Genomic DNA, 17587 nt, shown 5'->3' on the forward strand with positions numbered 1-17587 from the left:
CCGCTTCTGCTTACGCCCACGCCGGAGCGGGAAATTCCAAGGCCTTTCCAGCCGATTTCAAACCGCGCGCATGCGCTGCATGAAATCAATGCTGCTTGCATGCCATAACCCCTATGCTGACGCCTTGACTCAGATCAATGGGGTGGCGGCATTGGGGCGGTGGAGGCAGCGAGGCCGCATCGCGTCGCGACCTCGCCCGGGCGGAAAATTTCAGGCAAATGATCTCGCGCGCATGGCGCATCGCAACTCTCTCCGCTGGCGTCGCTGCTCCAAGGAACGATGTGAAAGTCTACGCGGACAAGGTCATCCGCAGTTACAATAGCATCATCCTTCCGTTTGAGCGACGAAAGCCGCAATCCTTTGAATGGATGGAGCGTCGATAAGGAGCGGCGGATGACCCTGGCCTTCAACGATATAGGTCTCGCAATTCGGGTGGCGGCGCGCCATTTCCGCCAGCGTCCCGGGCGAAAGAAGGTCGGAATTGCCGCCGCGGATCGCCAGCAGTGGAACCGCGCGCAGGCCATCGAATTGCGCCCAGAGCGCCGGCGCCGGCTGTTCCAGATCGATGCTTTCGATCGTCTTCATCAGCTTTTGATCATAGCGCCCGCCGAAACGTCCCGTTTCATCGGCGAAGGTCAGTTTGGCGTAGAGCGCCCAATCGGCCTCGCCGAGGCCCTTGAAGTGTGCGCTCATCAATCGCTTTAGCAGATCGACGGCGTCGGCCTCCGACTTTGGCGGCGGCAGCTTGCCGACATAGCTGCGAATGCGCGCGAGTCCCTGCGGCTCCAGAACCGGGCCGATGTCATTGAGGACGGCGCCGGCTATGATGGACGGCCGCGTCGCGGACAGCAGCATGACATGGAGGCCGCCGCGCGATGTTCCGACGAGAACCGCGCGTTCGACGCCGGCTGCGGTCAGCACAGACAGTATGTCGTCGTTCTCGACGGGCAGGCTGTAGTTTTTCCAGTCCCGATCATAGCCGGAGAGGCCGCGGCCGCGATAATCGAGCGCCAGAACGCGCCGCCGCCTGTTTCCGGCAAGGCCGCCGGCGAGAGCGCTCGCGAGCGGGCCGAAATCGGCCGCGCTGCGCGTCAGTCCCGGCAGGCACACGACAGGCAGGCCGGGGTCGAGCGGCGAACCATAGTCGCGAAAGTGAAGCCTTAGTCCATCGGACGCGGAGATAAAGCAGCTCTCAAAGGAGGGCTCGGCAAGGGGCTCGGCAAGGGGCATGAAACATCCACGCGTCTGGTTGCGGCGCCATCTGCGCGCGCGGCGGTAGCAACGGGAAAGTCCGCAGTTAAATCATTTTTTTACCTTAAAATGATCAAACCGGAACTGATCCAGATTAGGCCTGTTAGTGAGGCATGGAAAAGCCCGGCAATCAACAGTGCTTCGCTCTCGTCGTTGAAGATGAACCCCTCGTGCGCATGCTCGGCGTCGATGTTCTGGAGAGCGCCGGCTTTGTCGTGATTGAGGCCTGCAATGCCGATGAGGCCCTGGCCGTGCTGGCGCGGCGGTCCGATATCAGCGTCGTCTTTACCGATGTCGACATGCCAGGCTCACTCGATGGCCTCGACCTTGCCTGGCGCATTCATGAATGCTGGCCCGGAATAGGCGTGGTTCTGACCTCCGGCCGCTATACGATCGAGCCCCGATTGATGCCGCGCGAGGACGCTTTCGTGCCAAAGCCCTATGCCGTCTCTTCCTTGCTGGCGCAGATCGAAAGGGTGGTGGCGCGGGCCTCGGCCGAGCGAGATCGCTGAATTAAGGATTTGCTTCGGCTTCGGCCCTTTGCATGGGCGCGGCGGTGAAGCGGATGCGATAGATGTTGAGATTCTCCATGACGCGCTGGACATAATTCCGCGTCTCGGTGAACGGAATGCGCTCCACCCAATCGATTGCATCGACGCCCGGCTTGCGCGGATCGCCATAAGCGTCGAGCCATTGCTTCACTCGCTTGCCGCCGGCGTTATAGGACGCGAAGGCGAGGATGTAGGAGCCGCGGTTCTCGGCGAGGAGCTGGCCGAGATGGGCGGCGGCGAGCTGCGCATTGAAGGCGGCGTCGGCGGTGAGCCGGCTCTCGTCGAATGCGACGCCAGCGCGCTGGGCCGTGGTTCGCGCGGTCGCGGCGATCATCTGCATCAAGCCCTTGGCGCCGGCGCTCGAAACCGCGCTCGTATCGAACGCGCTCTCCTGGCGCGCAATCGAATAGACGACGGAAGGGTCGGCCGAATTCGGCAAAGGCTGAAACGCCGGAACGCCATAGGTCGGAAAGGCGAGCTCATCGAGAGCAATGCCGCGCTGGCTCGCAATCTTGCCGACAGTGAGCGAGACATGCGCGTCCTGCTGCCGCGCGACGACTTTCGCGAGCGCGGCGACTTGCGCGGGGTCCTCGAGGTGGCGGGCCGCCTCAAGGACGAGCGGATAGGCGAGGGCTTTCTCGCCGACGGCGTAGAGAAGTTCGATCACCTTGACGGATGGGTCGCGCGCCTCGCCCGCCGCCTCTGTCGCCGGCATACGGATCGGAGCCGCGCTCAGCCCGAGTTTTTCGCGCGAGAGTTGCCCGTAATAGGTCGCGGGATGCGTTGCCGCCTGCTGATAGAAGGCTTTCGCCGTCCCGGCCGCGTCCGGGTTCGCGGAGGCCTCGGCGGCGCGGCCGCGCCAGTAGGCCGCCCGCGCCCTGGACATTGGCGTCGCGGCAAGCTTGATCAGCGTGTCGAAATGCGCCGCGGCGCGGGCAGCGTCGTTGAGGAAGCGCAGCGCGATCCAGCCGGCGTGGAACTCGGCCTCGATCTGCATCTCCCGCGTCATCGCGGAATGTTCCGCGCATATTTTGTACGCGGTTTTCGCATCGCCCCGGTCGAGGAGCTTTCGCGCCAGGAGACGGCGCTCGACCCACCATTCATCGCCATTGATCAGGACAATCGGGTCGCGCGGCGCCGCCAGCATGAGGGCGACGGCTTCGCTGATCTTGTCCGCCCGCCGCAGTTTTTGAATCATCGCGAATTTATAGCCCGCGTCCGCCCGCAAGGGGGCAGGCACTGCGGCGAGAAGTTTGTCGCTTGGGGCCTCCGCGATGACAGCCGCGCGCGCGCGGGCAAGGGCGACGACATCCGGCCCCGCGAGGATCGCGGCGCGCATCGCATTTGCCGTCTGCTCCTTGTAGAGCAGGCGTTCGGCGCGATATTTGTGATCGGCCTTTTCGAGATAGGAGCCAAAATCGGCTCTGATCTTTGCTTCGAGCGCGGCGTTGAGGTCGGCCTCGCGCCAGACGCCGCGCACGAGGGCGGCGGCCTCAGCGCTCTTGCCATCGTCTTTCAGCGCGCGGGCGAGGGCGAGCTTGCCCGCCGGCGTCTGAGGCTCGGATGTCGAGAAATAGGATTTGATCAGAGCCGATTTCTTGCGGTCGCCGAACAGGGCCTCTTCGCTGAGTTTGCGCAGCCAGCCCTGCGCTGGCCAGGAGGGATGCGCGGCGATGAAGGCCTGCATGCGGTCGAAGCCCGATTCGCGGGAAAATGTCCGCAGCGCAATCCATTCGAGCGCCGTTTGAACGATCGGGTCCGTAGCGGCCTTCGCGGCGGCGTCGCCGCCCGCCAGATCGCCGGATTTATAGAAGGAGATCGCTTCCTTGAACCCGGCGAGGTCGCGTCCGAGTTCATGGGCCGCCGCGGTCAGATTGACCGGCGGCGCTTCGGGGCGGGCGCCAATGTCGGCGTCATCCTCGTCGGGCGCCTCTTCGCGCAGAAATGGCACGGCGGGCGGCGCGAATCGCGGCTCGGGGGCAAGGAGGGCGCGGATTGGCTCCGGCCAGTCGGAAGGGGAGAGGCCAACACCCTTCTGCTTGACATAGGCCCCGCTGAGGCCGAGCGCGAGGGCGCCGATCCCGATCGCCAGCCTCGCGCCATTGAGCCTTGGACCGGAAAGGCTCGAACCGATGAGCCGGACGCGGGGCGGGCTGAAGAGATATGACCTCGTGAGCATGCCTCGGTCAATCCTGGTCATCAATGCTCCAAACGATGAGTCTGAACCCTTCCTTATTAACAAAGGACGAATTATCGCAGTCAGCGCAGAGGGTTTGTCGTCAGGCGGGCCTTTTCGAAAGGCTCATTGACGTCTATGTGTCTGGTCCGCGCAGCTCAAACAGCGCCAGAAACTCAGCCTGTAAAATGCGGCCTTGATCGGGCGGATTGGTGAAAGGTTAGCGATAATGACGAAAAAGGCGGCATTTAGGGGATCCATCACCGCACTCGTCACGCCTTTCAAGGATGGCGCCTTCGATGAAGCGACCTATCGGGCGTTGGTCGATTGGCAGATCGAGAGCGGCACGCATGGCTTGTCGCCCGCGGGCACGACCGGGGAAAGCCCGACTTTGTCGCACGCCGAACATCGCGAGGTCATTGCGACCTGCATCAAGGAGGCACGCGGCCGCGTGCCGGTGATCGCCGGGACGGGCTCGAACAATACGCATGAGGCGATCGAGCTGTCGCGTTTTGCCGAGAAGGCGGGCGCCGATGGCCTGCTCATCGTCGCGCCCTATTACAACAAGCCCTCGCAGGAGGGGCTTTATCAGCATTACAAGGCGATCAACGACGCCGTCGGCATCCCGATCATTCTGTACAATATCCCGCCGCGCTCCGTGGTCGACATCTCGGTCGAAACGATGAAGCGGCTGTTCGAGCTGAAAAACATCGCCGGCGTCAAGGATGCGACGGGCAATCTCGCCCGCACGGCGCAGCAAAGGGAGGCGCTTGGACCTGATTTCATCCAGCTGTCCGGCGAGGATCTGACGGCGGTCGCGGTGATGGCGCTCGGCGGCCACGGTTGCATCTCGGTGACGTCGAACATTGCGCCGAAGATCTGCGCCGACATGCAGGACGCCTGCCTCAGCAATGATTTCGCCCGCGCGCTGAAGCTGAACGATCGGCTGAGCCCCTTGCATCAGGCTCTTTTCATCGAGCCAAATCCGGCCGGGCCGAAATATGCGCTGGCGGCGCTTGGCAAGATCACGGAAGAGGTTCGCGCGCCTATGTTAAAGGCGAGCGAGAAAGCGCATGCGCCGATCAACGCCGCCCTCATCCATGCCGGGCTTCTTGTCGATGCCTGAGCTTTCCTTGATGCGTGAGGCGCTTTGAGTGGCCCCAAAAAAAGAGAGTCTTTTCAAGATAGCCGCGGACAATCGACGGGCGCGGTATAATTATGAGATAGGGGAAACCTTCGAGGCGGGCATCATGCTGACGGGCACCGAAGTCAAATCGCTGCGCACGGGCAAAGCGACCATCGCAGAAAGCTACGCCTCGATCGGCCGCTCCGGTGAACTCTTTCTCATCAATGCGAACATCCCGGAATATCTGCAGGCCAACCGGTTCAACCATGAGCCGAAGCGGCCGCGCAAACTGCTTCTGCACGCGCGCGAACTCGCCAAGCTGGCGCAGGGGACCGAGCGCGAAGGCATGACGATCGTGCCGCTGAAGATCTATTTCAACGACAAAGGCCGGGCGAAGATCGAGATCGCCCTCGCGCGCGGAAAACAATTGCATGACAAGCGCGAGACCGAGAAGAAACGCGACTGGAGCCGCGAAAAGAGCCGCCTCATGCGGGAGAAGGGCTGATGCTCGCGATCGCGTTTTTCAGTCCCGATTTAATTGCGGGCTAATCCATGTCTCACAATAGTTTCGGCCATCTTTTCCGCGTCACCACCTTCGGCGAGAGCCACGGGCCGGCGATCGGCTGCGTTGTCGACGGCTGTCCGCCGCGCATCGAACTGGTCGAGGAGGATATTCAGATCTTCCTCGAGCGCCGACGCCCCGGCCAGAGCCGCTTCACGACGCAGCGGCAGGAGGCCGACAAGGTCAAAATTCTCTCCGGCGTATTCGACGATCCGCAGACGGGGCGGCAGGTCACGACTGGAACGCCGATCGCGCTTTTGATTGAAAACACGGACCAGCGCTCGAAGGATTACGACGCCATCAAGACCGTTTATCGGCCGGGCCATGCCGACTACGCCTATGACGCCAAATATGGCGTCCGCGACTATCGCGGCGGCGGCCGCTCCTCTGCGCGCGAGACGGCGACGCGGGTCGCGGCGGGCGCCGTGGCGCGCAAGATCATCCCCGGCGTCCTCATTCGCGGCGCGCTGGTGCAGATGGGTCCGCACAAAATCGACCGTGCGAACTGGGACTGGGACGAATGCGCGAAGAATCCGTTTTTTTGTCCCGACGCCAAAGCCGCGGCCTTCTTTGAATCCTATCTCGACGGCGTTCGCAAAGCCGGTTCCTCGATCGGGGCCGTCATCGAGATCGTCGCCGAGAATGCGCCGGCAGGGTGGGGCGCTCCGATTTATGGCAAGCTCGACGCGGAGCTCGCGAGCGCCCTGATGTCCATCAATGCGGTCAAAGGCGTCGAAATCGGCGAGGGTTTCGCCAGCGCTGAACTGACCGGCGAAGAAAACGCCGATGAAATGCGCTTTGGAAACGACGACAGGCCGCTTTTCCTGTCGAATCATGCCGGAGGGGTTCTGGGGGGCATTTCCACTGGCCAGCCGATCGTCGCGCGCTTTGCCGTGAAGCCGACATCCTCAATCTTGCAGCCGCGCCTCACCATCGATCGCAGCGGGGCCGAGGCGGAGATCGTGACCAAGGGACGCCACGACCCTTGCGTCGGCATCCGGGCCGTGCCGGTCGGCGAGGCGATGGTCGCCTGTGTCCTCGCAGACCAGTTTTTGCGCCATCGCGGGCAGGTCGGCGAAAGCTCGGCGTGGCCATCGCGGCCATGAATTTATTTACGCTAAACCTTGATGCGGAAAGAAGTTTAGTCTAACTAAACGCGCAGGCAGACTCGTAAAGGCGTTGGCTTCGGCATGAAGCTCGGTGATTGGCTGAAGCACAACAATGTCAGCAAAGCGGAGTTCGCGCGCAGGACCGGGCTGTCCAAAGCTTCGATTTCACAGCTCTGCAACCAGGGCGACGCCTGGGTATCGCGCGAGACGGCCGAGCATCTCTTGCGTGAAACCGGAGGCGCGGTGACGCCGAATGATTTTCTGAAGATCGCCGAAATGAAGGAGATTGCGGCCATGGGTCAGTCCGTCTCGCAGGCCATCGAAGCCATTGCGCGCGGCGAAATCGTCATCGTCACGGATGACGACGACCGCGAGAACGAAGGCGACCTTATCTGCGCCGCCTCGCTCTGCACGCCGGAGAAAATGGCCTTCATCATCCGCCATTGCTGCGGCATCGTCTGCACGCCGATCACGCTGCGTGACGCCAAGCGCCTTAGCCTTCAGCCGATGGTGGCGATGAATGATGCGCCGCATGGGACCGCTTTCACCGTCTCGGTCGATGTCAAGCACGGGCTGACGACGGGAATATCCGCCGAACAGCGGAGCAATACGGTTCGCGCGCTCGCCAACGGCAACATGGGCGCGGCGGATTTCGTGCGCCCGGGCCATGTGTTTCCGCTGATCGCCAAGGAAGGCGGCGTGCTGATGCGCTCCGGCCATACCGAAGCCGCGGTCGATCTCGTACGCCTCGCCGGGCTGCCGCCGGTCGGCGTGATTTGTGAACTTGCCAATGACGACGGAACGGTGATGGCGGGGCAGCAGATCGAGGCTTTCGCGCAAGAGCACGGTCTCAAACGGATCTCGGTCGCGGATTTGATCGCCTATCGGCAAGCGCGCGAAAAAATCGTCGAGCGGGTCAATACCTTCCACGTCGAGGGCCCGAGCGGTCCCTTGACCGGCTACGCCTACATGACGCCCTTCGATCAGGTCCAGCATTTCGCCTTCGTGCAGGGCGAGATTGGCGACGGCCGCGATATGCCGACGCGTCTGCACAGGGTCGACATCATCGCGGACGTCATAACCGGCGGCGACAGCATCAAGCGTACTTTCGCCGCCTTCAAAAAGAACGGGCGTGGCGTGTTTATCTATTTGCGCGACGGCGCGGCGGGCGTCCCCGTGACGATCGCCGACGAGCAGCCGGCCGATTCCGAGGCGCAGCGGACAAAGGCTTGGCGCGAGGTCGGTCTTGGCGCCCAGATTCTGCGCGATCTCGGCGTTTCGTCGATCCGGCTGCGCACCTCGCGGCCGATGACTTATGTCGGCCTCTCCGGATTCGGCATCGAGATCGTCGCCAGCGAAGGCGTGGAATAAAGCCGAGGTTGAGCGGCGCCGCCCGAGATCATCGTGTGTTAGGCGCCCATCAGCGTCTGCACATGCGCAGAGGCGCAACGGGCGAGCGCTTCGAGATCATAGCCGCCTTCGAGGACCGACACGATGCGGCCGTTGGCGCGGCGCTCGGCAATGTCCATGAGCCGGTTCGTGATCCAGGTGAAATCCGCAACCTCGAGATGAAGCCCGCCGACCGGATCGAAACGGTGGCCGTCGAATCCGGCCGAAATGACGATGAGATCCGGCGCAAAGGCCTCGACCCGCGGCAGAATCCGCGTCTCCATCGCTTCCCGGAACATTTTGCTGCCAGCGTCCTCTGGCAAAGGCGCGTTGACGATCGTGTCGCAGGCGCCGCATTCACCGAGCGCGCCGGTGCCGGGATAAAGCGGCATTTGATGCGTCGAAGCATAAAGAACCGATGGGTCGGACCAGAAAATCTGCTGCGTTCCATTGCCGTGGTGGACGTCGAAATCGACGATCGCCACGCGTTCGGCGCCATGCGCAGTCTGCGCCCGCCGCGCCGCGATCGCGGCGAGATTGAAAATGCAAAAACCCATCGGCCGGGCTGTCTCGGCATGGTGGCCAGGTGGGCGCATCGCGACGAAGGCGTTTTTCGAAAGGCCGCGCATCACGTCGTCGACCGCCGCCACCGTCCCGCCGACGGAATGCGACAAGGCCTCCCAGGTGCCGGGGCTGATCACGACATCCTCGGCGATGTCGACCAGCCCCTCTGTCGGCATCGCCGCCCTGATCCGTTCGATATATTCGGCGGGATGAACGCGAAGCAGGGCGTCGTAATCGAGTTCGGGCGCTATATCGCGATGCAGCATTTGAAAGATCTCGCTTTCAAATGTGCGCTCTATGACGCGAATGCGGTCCGCGCGTTCAGGATGGCCAGGACCTGTGTCATGGTCGAGACACGACGGATGACTCATAAAAAGCGTCGTCACGGAGGCGGCTCGCTCCAGTGCGGGTTACGCTGCGGATGCTTGCGAAACAGGGCGCAAAATCTCCCATATTGCCTTCGGCGCGCTCTGTCCATTGAAACTCGGCGAGGAATGAAGCCGGGCGATGAAAGCGACCTCGCCTGCGGCGTCCGGCCGCCGCAAAAGGCGGTTCAGGAATCGCCGTTGGGCGCCGCCGCGCTGATCGCGACTTCGACGAGTTCCGGCGGGCGCATGAAACGCACCGGGACGTGCGATGTGCCAAGGCCGCCGGAAATGATCAGATTGCGATTTTGCTCTATGATATGACCGTAGACCAGATTGCTGAAGGCGCGCGCATATCGCGCCTGGACATGCGGGAGATTGACCTGGCCGCCATGCGTGTGTCCGCATAAGGTGAGGTCGACCCGCGCCGGCATGCGCCGAAATACGAAGGGCTCATGCGCGAGCATGATCACCGGGGCGGCATCGGTGATCAAAGCTAGCGTTCCAGGCAAATCATCGACGCCGCCGCCAAACGGCCGGTCCTTCGGTCCCGCGAGTTGATCGCCAAGGCCTGCGAGCCAGAACGGGTGACCGTCTTTGGTCAGGCGGACCGCGTCATTTTCAAGCACCCTGATATTGGCCGCCCTCAAGGCGTTGCGCACGCCGGCCGCGTCGTCGCCTGGCATGTTGGGCAGCGGCCCATGCAGCCAATCATGATTGCCGAGAACGGCGTAGACCCCGAGCGGAGCCTTGAGCACCGAAAGCGCCTCGCCCCATTCGTCGGGCATAACGGCTTCGGTCAAAATCGTATGGCCGCCGCTGAAATCGCCGAGCAGGAAGACAATGTCAGGCTGCAGCGCATTGGACAGTTCGGCAATCGAGCGGACGCGGGCGGCCGGCATCCAGGGATCGCAAGCGTGAATATCGGCGAGCACCACAGCCCTCAGCTTCAGCGCCGAAGGCCAATTGGGCGGCGTCACCTCATAAGGGGTCACCTTGAGTCGAAGGCCCGGCTCGAACGCGAAAGCGTAGGAGCCAAAGCCAGCGGTCGCCCAAGCCGCGCCGCCGACGGTCTGGAGGAAAAGCCGGCGGCTGAGATGAGTCATATAAAATCTATACCGCACATGGCCCAAAGAGCCAACCCGGAGCCAGAGCCGGCGCTTTCCATTCCGGCGGTACGCGCGTCGCCGCGTTGCTTTTACGCAGCTTTCTCTTCGCGCAGCACGGCCGGATTCTTGGCTGATTCAATCTCCTTCGCCTTTGGGCGCTTGTTGGATTCAAGGGCCGCGGCGACCGCGGAAATCCCGATTTCGCGATAAAGCCTCGAGAGGAGGTCGCGTGCGCCGCTTTGAGGGGCCGGGGCCGGTTGAGGATTATCCTGGTGGGTCATCGACTTTGCTCTTCTGATGCGAGGAGAATGAAGTTTCCCGAGATCGATCAAAAGATCATGAAACGGGAAAGTTAACGCCCTCTAACGCTTTCGACGGGACGGGGAAAACCGATCGCCGTTTGCTGATGAAAACCGCTTTTCCACGGCTGCGCTGTGCGATTACGCTCCTCGCCCAACGCTGAATCTCGTCTCGAGTCTTTACATATCGGTCGCCGGGCCGATTTTTTAAGGCCGGGAACGAAGCCGAAGCCCGCAAGTTTTGCGGTTTGGCAGGCCTGATCCGCGCATCCCGGCATATTCAATCAGCCGAGCTTCGGTTTGAATGCGACGAGGTTAGGCTTTGGGCGCTTGCGCGACGGTTAACAAGGTTTTCGCACTTCGTCCCGAATTTGGGCGCAAAATGCTGGAAATGGTTGCGAAAAGCCAAGCAAACGAAGATCCCGGCCTTAAATTAGGACGTGATCACGGTCAGTTGAGATGTGTATCAAGAATTGTCTTGGAGCGACGAACAAATGACGTCTTCATGGCGAGGCCTTGCTAGTGTCGCGTTCGCGCCGCATAAGCACGCCCATATGACCCCCGCGGCGCCTTCTTATTGATCCGCGAGGCGGGTCAGAAGCGAGGATCGCCAGGGACCAGAAGTTTTGGATCAGGGACTTATGCATAACAACGTCCGGCCTCAATCCGACGGCGGGGGGGCGGCTGGCTCGCCGCGAGAGATGGCTCCGCTCTTTTATGAAGCTCCGCTGGAAGACGCCCATGCGCGGAGCGTGCGCGGCGTGGCGGCGCATCACCGCTCCTTCGGAAAAAAGCTGGCCGCCGGCTTCAGCGTTGCGATTGCGGCCTTCTCGATTTACGTCCTCATTCGCACCCTTTCCGGCGTCAATCTCGCCGATTTGCAGCGGGCCATCGCGGCGACGGGCAATGATCAGATCGCCTGGGCGGCCTTGCTGGCTGGCGTGTCCTTCCTCGCCTTGACCGGATATGACGCGCTGGCGCTGCGCCAATTGCGCGTTCGCGTGCCTTATAAAACGACGGCGCTCGCTTCTTTCACCAGCTATGCAATTTCCTTCGTGCTCGGCTTTCCCTTGATCACCGCGGGTACGGTCCGCTACTGGATTTATTCCCAGGTGGGGCTTGCGGCGAGCAAGGTCGCGAGCCTCACGATCATCGCCGGAGTGACATTCTGGATCGGCATGATTCTCGTGATCGGCGCGGGGCTCGCCTTCCGGTCGGAGGCGATCAGCGCCATCAATCATCTCACCCCTGCGTTGAATATGCTGATCGGCGCGGGGCTGATCGGCGGCATCCTTTGCTATCTCACATGGGTGACGGTCCGTCGCCGCACTGTCCGGATCCAGGGTTTCCGGCTTGAGCTGCCGGGCCTTGCATTGTCGCTTGGCCAGATCGTCCTTGGCGTCGTCGACCAGTGCGCCGCCGCCGGGGTGCTTTATGTGCTGCTGCCTCAGCAGCTCCATATCGATTTCTTCACTTTCGCCGCGACCTATGTGTTTGGCTGCATTCTTGGCGTCGCCAGCAATGCGCCGGGCGGCATTGGCGTATTCGAGGCGACCATGCTGAAGGCCTTGCCTGGAATCGCGCAGGAGCCCTTGCTGGCTTCTTTGCTGCTGTTTCGCGCTATTTATTATATCGCGCCCTTCATTCTCGCCCTGGCTCTTCTTGGCGCGCATGAGGCCTTCCGGCGCTGGAAAAGCCTGCGCGAAGCGATGGACCGCACTGAAGCGCAGGTGGACGATCTCGGCTGACCGGAAGGGCGTCGCCGACGCAGCGTGGCGAAGAGGAGGCGCCCCTCGCGTCTTCCGTTGAGGGCGCCTTGGCGGCGGAGCGCGGACGGCAAGCTGATTCGTGCGGCGGCGCCTCTCGCAAGGGACGCGGCGACTGTCAAAAAAGAGTTTTAATCATCTGTTTCAATTTACATTCGATTCGCGCTCCGTTACAGGCCGCGCGTCTCGCAACCAAGGCTGAATGAAGCTTGACCAGATTTCTCGCGCAAGGCGCTGAACGCGCCGCCAATGACAGAGGATCATGAAAACTCTCGCCGCCGTCAGGAGCTTGCCGGCCCGGGACCGCCTGATCGCGGCGCGGCTCATCGACGCTTTGCCGGAAGGCGTGATCGTCATTGACGCGAGCGATCGCGTCGTCGCCGTCAATGCCCCGGCGCTGGCCCTTTTCCCGGCGCTGCGGCCTGATCTTTTGCTGGCGCGCGGTCTGCGCGCGCCGGATGTTCTCGACGCCGTCATGCGCGCGCGCGCCTCTGGCCGGCCGGAACGCGCCACGTGGCTCGATCGCGTGCCGGTCGAACGGTTCTTTGAACTCAACGTCGCTCCGATGGAGGGCCCGCCCGGTTCGGCGACGATGATCTTGACCTTGCGCGACCTCAGCGAGGCGCGGCGGGTCGAGCGCATGCGCGTCGATTTCGTCGCCAACGCAAGCCATGAGCTGCGCACGCCGCTCGCTTCGCTGCTCGGCTTCGTCGAAACACTGCAAGGCCCGGCGCGTCACGACGAACAGGCGCGGGTGAAATTTCTAGGCATCATGCGGGAGCAGGCGAGGCGCATGACGCGCCTTGTCGATGATTTGCTGTCGCTGTCCCGCATCGAACAGAATCTGCATCTGCTGCCGCAGTCGCCGGTGGATCTTGTCACAATTCTTCGTCACATCGCTGACACACTCGCGCCGATGGCGCTGGAAAATAACACCGTCCTCCATGTCGACGCGCCGGCGTCGGTGATCGTCCCGGGCGATCGCGACGAATTATTGCGCGTTGTCGAAAATCTCGTCGAAAACGCGATCAAATATGGCGCGAGCGATCCTGGCTGCGAGGATCGAGACGTCGAGATCACGCTGCTTTCCCAGGAGCGTCACTGCGTGTTCAGCGTCCGCGATCACGGTCCTGGCATTGCGCCGGAACATTTGCCGCGCCTGACCGAGCGCTTCTATCGGGTGGACGCCGGCCAAAGCCGAGCTAAAGGGGGGACAGGGCTTGGCCTTGCCATCGTCAAGCATATCGTTGCGCGCCATCGCGGCCGTCTCGGCATTGAATCACTGCCCGAGCAGGGTTCGACGTTCAGCGTGACCCTTCCGCTCTACGTGAGCTGAATTTAAGCGGCCACTGTCATGAAAGTGTCATGTAAGCTTCATACGGAGCTCTTGAAGACCACTTAGTTTCGGCTGGCGGGCTGATTTGGAAAACCCTGCCTTCGGCCTTCCACGGAGCGATGACGTGCGGGATTGGCGATTTACAGTTCGGCGTCCTGGCGCTCTCCATACATTCAGCCAACGAAGAGGCATTCGATGAATTTCTCGTTCCTGCGAACGGCGCTCGCGGCCGCCGCGATAGGGCTCGCCGGCGGTGCGGCCGACGCGGCGGATATCTCCGGCGCCGGCGCCACATTTCCGTATCCGATTTATGCCAAATGGGCGGATACCTATAAGAAGGAAACCGGTCTCGGACTGAACTATCAATCGATCGGTTCGGGCGGCGGGATCAAGCAGATCAAAGCCAAGACTGTGACGTTTGGCGCATCTGACATGCCGCTCAAGCCTGAGGAGCTCCAGGAAGCGGGCCTTGTGCAGTTTCCGACCGTGACTGGCGGTGATGTGCCGGTGGTCAGCCTCGACGGAATCAAGCCCGGTGAATTGCTGCTCGACGGCCCGACGCTCGCCAGGATTTTCCTCGGCGAGATCAAGACCTGGGATGACCCGGCGATCCAGAAGTTGAACCCAAAAGTGAAATTGCCGTCAATGGCGATCGTGGTCGTTCATCGTTCGGATGGGTCCGGAACGACATTCATCTGGACCGATTATCTCTCGAAGGTGAGCGCTGACTGGAAGTCCAAGGTCGGAGCCAGTACTGCTGTCGAATGGCCCGCGGGCATCGGCGCCAAGGGCAACGAAGGCGTCGCCAATAACGTCATTCAGACGAGAGGCGCAATCGGCTACGTGGAATACGCCTACGCCAAACAGAACAAGATGACATTCGTCAATATGATCAACAAGGACGGCAAGTCCGTGGCCCCCGAGGCCGAGAGCTTCAAGGCCGCCGCCGCGAATGCCGACTGGGCTAAAGCGCCGGGATTTTATCAGATCCTGACAGACCAGCCGGGCGCGCAGTCCTGGCCGATCGCGGGCGCCACTTTTATCCTGATGCACAAAGCGCCCCAGGACGACGCCGCCGCCGCCGCGGCTCTGAAGTTCTTTAGCTGGGCCTATGAGAAGGGCGATAAGGCCGCCGAGGAACTTGATTACGTACCGCTGCCTGACTCGGTTGTGGCTCTGATCAAGAAGGAATGGGCTACCGAAATCAAGGGCGCCGACGGCAAGCCGCTTCTGAACTGAGACTTGCGGGAAGAGCGATTTCATCGACCTTCTTTGATCGGCTCGCATGGCGGGCGCCGTGACGAATGACCCGGCGCCCCGGACGGTTCTTGGTGGAAACGAGAGTGAAAGACCTCAAGGAGAAGGCCGTGGTGGACCTCGCAGTCGACGGCGCCGTGTCCGGCAGGGCGCTGAGCCGGATCAAGATTCTAAACTGGCTGAAGCTCAAAGACCGAGGCTTCCGACTGCTGACGCTCAGCGCCGCGCTCGCGGTTCTACTCATTCTCGGAGGCGTCATCGGCTCCCTGATCGTCGGCTCCATTCCCGCCCTCAAGGCATTTGGATTCGGCTTTCTCGGCACGCAGACATGGAACCCCGTGACGGAAAAATTCGGCGCGCTCGCGCCGATCTACGGCACGCTGGTGACGTCGGCCATCGCCATGATTTTCGCGGTGCCAATTGGCCTTGGCGTTGCGATCTTTCTGACCGAACTCTGCCCGCAGCCGCTGCGCCGCCCGATTGGCATTGCAATCGAGCTTCTGGCCGGAATCCCATCGATCATCTATGGCATCTGGGGCCTTTTCGTCTTTGCGCCCTTTCTGCAAAGGCACGTTCAGCCGGCGCTCATCGACACATTCGCGAACGTGCCCGTGCTCTCATCGCTTTTCGCGGGGCCGCCCTACGGCATCGGCATTCTGACAGCCGGCTTCATCCTCGCCATCATGGTGCTTCCCTTCGTCACTTCCATCTCGCGCGATGTGTTTGAAACCGTGCCCGCGGTGCTCAAAGAGGCGGCCTATGGCTGCGGCTGCACGACCTGGGAAGTCATCCGGTCAATCGTTCTTCCCTACACGCGCATCGGCGTCATCGGCGGCGTCATGTTGGGCCTTGGCCGCGCGCTCGGCGAAACGATGGCCGTCACATTCGTCATTGGCAACGCGCATCGCATCTCGGGCTCGCTGCTTGCTCCCGGCACCACGATTTCGGCGAGCATCGCCAATGAGTTCACCGAAGCGGTCGGAGACGTTTACACCTCCGCTTTGATCGCCCTCGGCCTCATCCTCTTCATCATCACGTTCTTCATTCTCGCGATCGCGCGCTACATGCTGATGCGGATTGAACGTCAGGCGGGGACTTGATTCATGTCGCTTTACGGCCGGCGTCGGCGCACCAACAATATCTATCTGGGACTGTGCTATGCCTCGACCGTGTTCGGGCTTGGATGGCTGGTCATTATCCTTCTCGAACTCTTCATTCAGGGCTTTGGCGGTCTGTCTCCGGCTGTCTTCACGCAGATGACGCCGCCGCCGGGATCGGCCGGCGGCCTTCTAAACGCTATCGCGGGCAGCCTCGTCATCACCTTTCTTGGCGTCGCCATCGGCACGCCGCTCGGCCTCCTCGCCGGCACCTATATGGCCGAGTATGGGCGTCATACCAAGCTGACCTTTGTGGTGCGCTTCATCAATGACATTCTGCTCAGCGCGCCGTCCATCGTCATCGGCCTTTTCATTTATGAGATCATGGTGGCGCGCGTCGGCCATTTCTCCGCCTACGCCGGAGCCTTTGCGCTGGCGGTGATCGTGGTTCCCGTCGTCGTGCGCACGACCGAGGACATGCTGCTGCTCGTTCCCAATCCATTGCGGGAGGCGGCCAGCGCGCTTGGATTGCCGCGCTCCATCGTCATCAGCAAAGTGTCCTATCGCGCGGCGCGCGCCGGCCTCATCACAGGCGTCCTTCTGGCGGTCGCCCGCGTCAGCGGGGAAACGGCGCCATTACTCTTCACCGCCCTCAACAATCAGTTCTTCAGCACCGATCTGAACGCGCCAATGTCGACCCTTCCGGTGGTCATCTTCCAGTTTGCGCTCAGCCCCTACAAGGAGTGGCAGCAGCTCGCCTGGGCCGGCGCTCTCATCATCACCCTTGCTGTGCTCGCCCTTTCCATCATCGCGCGCGTGCTCGGCGCCCAAAGGACCGCGAAATGACTGCGACGAACAACATCGCCAATCTGCCGCAGAAGGTCAGCGTTCGCGACCTCGATTTTTTCTACGGCGAGACTCACGCTTTGAAGAGCGTCAGCCTGCCGCTTTACACCAACAGGGTGACCTCTTTCATTGGACCGTCCGGCTGCGGAAAATCGACGCTGCTTCGCGTGCTGAACCGCATGTATGATCTCTATCCAAAGCAGAGGGCCGAGGGCGAAGTGCTGCTCGATGGCGAGAATATCCTGAAGCCGGATCAGGACCTCAATCTTCTGCGCTCCCGCGTCGGCATGGTGTTTCAAAAGCCGACGCCGTTTCCGATGTCGATCTATGACAATATCGCTTTCGGCATCAAGCTCTATGAGAAAGTCAGCAAATCCGAGCTCGACGACAGGGTTGAGGCGGCCTTGAAAGGCGCCGCGATCTGGACGGAGGTCAAGGATAAGCTGAAGGCCTCGGGCCTGTCGCTCTCCGGCGGCCAGCAGCAGCGGCTCTGCATCGCCCGCACCGTCGCCATTCATCCAGAAGTGATCCTCCTGGACGAGCCTTGCTCGGCTCTCGATCCAATTTCGACGGCCAAGATCGAGGAGCTGATGGACGAGCTGAAGGAAAACTACACTCTTGCGATCGTCACGCATAATATGCAGCAGGCGGCGCGCTGCTCTGACTACACGGCCTTCATGTATCTTGGCGAGCTTATTGAATTCGGGGTGACCTCGCACGTGTTTACCTCGCCCGAGAAAAAACAGACGCAGAACTATATCACCGGCCGGTTCGGCTGATTGCT

Annotated in this window: 15 protein-coding genes; 11 read left to right on the plus strand and 4 right to left on the minus strand. The window is 61.8% G+C overall.

The features are described from left to right. Positions 1–324: 324 nt before the first annotated feature. Positions 325–1230, minus strand: a complete 906-nt coding sequence (locus MPC4_RS08110; protein WP_174512070.1) for an alpha/beta fold hydrolase — start codon at positions 1228–1230, stop codon at positions 325–327. A gap of 134 nt (positions 1231–1364) precedes the next feature. On the opposite strand from MPC4_RS08110, the gene MPC4_RS08115 reads away from it, so the two are divergent. Then, positions 1365–1763 (plus strand): response regulator, encoded by a 399-nt coding sequence (locus tag MPC4_RS08115; RefSeq protein WP_174512071.1) that lies wholly within the window; start codon positions 1365–1367, stop codon positions 1761–1763. Between the two features lies 1 nt (position 1764). Here the strand turns inward: MPC4_RS08115 and MPC4_RS08120 are convergent, their stop codons facing one another. Further along, positions 1765–3981, minus strand: coding sequence for a lytic transglycosylase domain-containing protein (locus MPC4_RS08120; RefSeq protein ID WP_174512072.1), 2217 nt, complete (start codon positions 3979–3981; stop codon positions 1765–1767). A gap of 226 nt (positions 3982–4207) precedes the next feature. Between MPC4_RS08120 and dapA the strand changes: the two genes are divergently transcribed. The 4 genes from dapA to ribB all read left to right on the plus strand — a co-directional run bounded on the left by dapA (position 4208) and on the right by ribB (position 8146). Beyond that, positions 4208–5104: a 4-hydroxy-tetrahydrodipicolinate synthase gene (dapA, locus tag MPC4_RS08125; protein WP_174512073.1), complete on the plus strand. Its 897-nt coding sequence runs from the start codon at positions 4208–4210 to the stop codon at positions 5102–5104. A 28-nt stretch (positions 5105–5132) separates the two neighbouring features. Further along, positions 5133–5609 carry an SsrA-binding protein SmpB gene (gene smpB, locus MPC4_RS08130; RefSeq protein WP_134491916.1) on the plus strand — a complete coding sequence of 159 codons (477 nt, stop codon included), beginning with the start codon at positions 5133–5135 and terminating at the stop codon, positions 5607–5609. A 47-nt stretch (positions 5610–5656) separates the two neighbouring features. Beyond that, on the plus strand, positions 5657–6772 hold the full coding sequence (aroC, locus tag MPC4_RS08135; RefSeq protein ID WP_174512074.1) for a chorismate synthase: 1116 nt from the start codon (positions 5657–5659) through the stop codon (positions 6770–6772). Positions 6773–6856: 84 nt separating this feature from the next. Then, positions 6857–8146 carry a 3,4-dihydroxy-2-butanone-4-phosphate synthase gene (gene ribB, locus MPC4_RS08140; protein ID WP_174512075.1) on the plus strand — a complete coding sequence of 430 codons (1290 nt, stop codon included), beginning with the start codon at positions 6857–6859 and terminating at the stop codon, positions 8144–8146. A gap of 38 nt (positions 8147–8184) precedes the next feature. Here ribB and MPC4_RS08145 read toward each other — a convergent pair whose 3' ends face one another. Continuing rightward, positions 8185–9114: a histone deacetylase family protein gene (locus MPC4_RS08145; protein ID WP_174512076.1), complete on the minus strand. Its 930-nt coding sequence runs from the start codon at positions 9112–9114 to the stop codon at positions 8185–8187. Between the two features lie 167 nt (positions 9115–9281). Beyond that, positions 9282–10199 (minus strand): metallophosphoesterase, encoded by a 918-nt coding sequence (locus MPC4_RS08150; RefSeq protein WP_174512077.1) that lies wholly within the window; start codon positions 10197–10199, stop codon positions 9282–9284. Positions 10200–11202: 1003 nt separating this feature from the next. On the opposite strand from MPC4_RS08150, the gene MPC4_RS08155 reads away from it, so the two are divergent. From MPC4_RS08155 to pstB, 6 genes are all read left to right on the plus strand, one after another. After that, a complete protein-coding gene (locus MPC4_RS08155) occupies positions 11203–12249 on the plus strand; it encodes a lysylphosphatidylglycerol synthase domain-containing protein (protein WP_174512078.1) in 1047 nt (348 codons plus the stop codon). Between the two features lie 280 nt (positions 12250–12529). Further along, positions 12530–13603: an ATP-binding protein gene (locus MPC4_RS08160; protein WP_174512079.1), complete on the plus strand. Its 1074-nt coding sequence runs from the start codon at positions 12530–12532 to the stop codon at positions 13601–13603. 195 nt (positions 13604–13798) lie between these two features. Further along, on the plus strand, positions 13799–14842 hold the full coding sequence (gene pstS / locus MPC4_RS08165) for a phosphate ABC transporter substrate-binding protein PstS (RefSeq protein WP_174512080.1): 1044 nt from the start codon (positions 13799–13801) through the stop codon (positions 14840–14842). A gap of 89 nt (positions 14843–14931) precedes the next feature. Continuing rightward, positions 14932–15960, plus strand: coding sequence for a phosphate ABC transporter permease subunit PstC (gene pstC / locus MPC4_RS08170; protein WP_425312443.1), 1029 nt, complete (start codon positions 14932–14934; stop codon positions 15958–15960). A 3-nt stretch (positions 15961–15963) separates the two neighbouring features. Beyond that, positions 15964–16803, plus strand: coding sequence for a phosphate ABC transporter permease PstA (pstA, locus tag MPC4_RS08175; protein WP_174512082.1), 840 nt, complete (start codon positions 15964–15966; stop codon positions 16801–16803). Further along, positions 16800–17582 (plus strand): phosphate ABC transporter ATP-binding protein PstB, encoded by a 783-nt coding sequence (pstB, locus tag MPC4_RS08180; protein WP_174512083.1) that lies wholly within the window; start codon positions 16800–16802, stop codon positions 17580–17582. The genes pstA and pstB overlap by 4 nt, the downstream gene beginning before the upstream one ends. Positions 17583–17587 lie beyond the last annotated feature (5 nt).

Source organism: Methylocella tundrae (assembly GCF_901905185.1).
In the GTDB taxonomy this organism is placed as follows: Bacteria; Pseudomonadota; Alphaproteobacteria; order Rhizobiales; family Beijerinckiaceae; genus Methylocapsa; species Methylocapsa tundrae.

Bases quoted from the DNA above. Each gene is read 5' to 3' on its own strand.
- MPC4_RS08115 (WP_174512071.1), top strand. From the start codon at position 1,365: ATGGAAAAGCCCGGCAATCAACAGTGCTTCGCTCTCGTCGTTGAAGAT.
- MPC4_RS08150 (WP_174512077.1), bottom strand. From the start codon at position 10,199: ATGACTCATCTCAGCCGCCGGCTTTTCCTCCAGACCGTCGGCGGCGCG.
- ribB (WP_174512075.1), top strand. From the start codon at position 6,857: ATGAAGCTCGGTGATTGGCTGAAGCACAACAATGTCAGCAAAGCGGAG.
- MPC4_RS08110 (WP_174512070.1), bottom strand. From the start codon at position 1,230: ATGCCCCTTGCCGAGCCCCTTGCCGAGCCCTCCTTTGAGAGCTGCTTT.
- pstA (WP_174512082.1), top strand. From the start codon at position 15,964: ATGTCGCTTTACGGCCGGCGTCGGCGCACCAACAATATCTATCTGGGA.
- MPC4_RS08120 (WP_174512072.1), bottom strand. From the start codon at position 3,981: ATGCTCACGAGGTCATATCTCTTCAGCCCGCCCCGCGTCCGGCTCATC.
- pstS (WP_174512080.1), top strand. From the start codon at position 13,799: ATGAATTTCTCGTTCCTGCGAACGGCGCTCGCGGCCGCCGCGATAGGG.
- MPC4_RS08155 (WP_174512078.1), top strand. From the start codon at position 11,203: ATGGCTCCGCTCTTTTATGAAGCTCCGCTGGAAGACGCCCATGCGCGG.
- pstB (WP_174512083.1), top strand. From the start codon at position 16,800: ATGACTGCGACGAACAACATCGCCAATCTGCCGCAGAAGGTCAGCGTT.
- aroC (WP_174512074.1), top strand. From the start codon at position 5,657: ATGTCTCACAATAGTTTCGGCCATCTTTTCCGCGTCACCACCTTCGGC.
- MPC4_RS08160 (WP_174512079.1), top strand. From the start codon at position 12,530: ATGAAAACTCTCGCCGCCGTCAGGAGCTTGCCGGCCCGGGACCGCCTG.
- dapA (WP_174512073.1), top strand. From the start codon at position 4,208: ATGACGAAAAAGGCGGCATTTAGGGGATCCATCACCGCACTCGTCACG.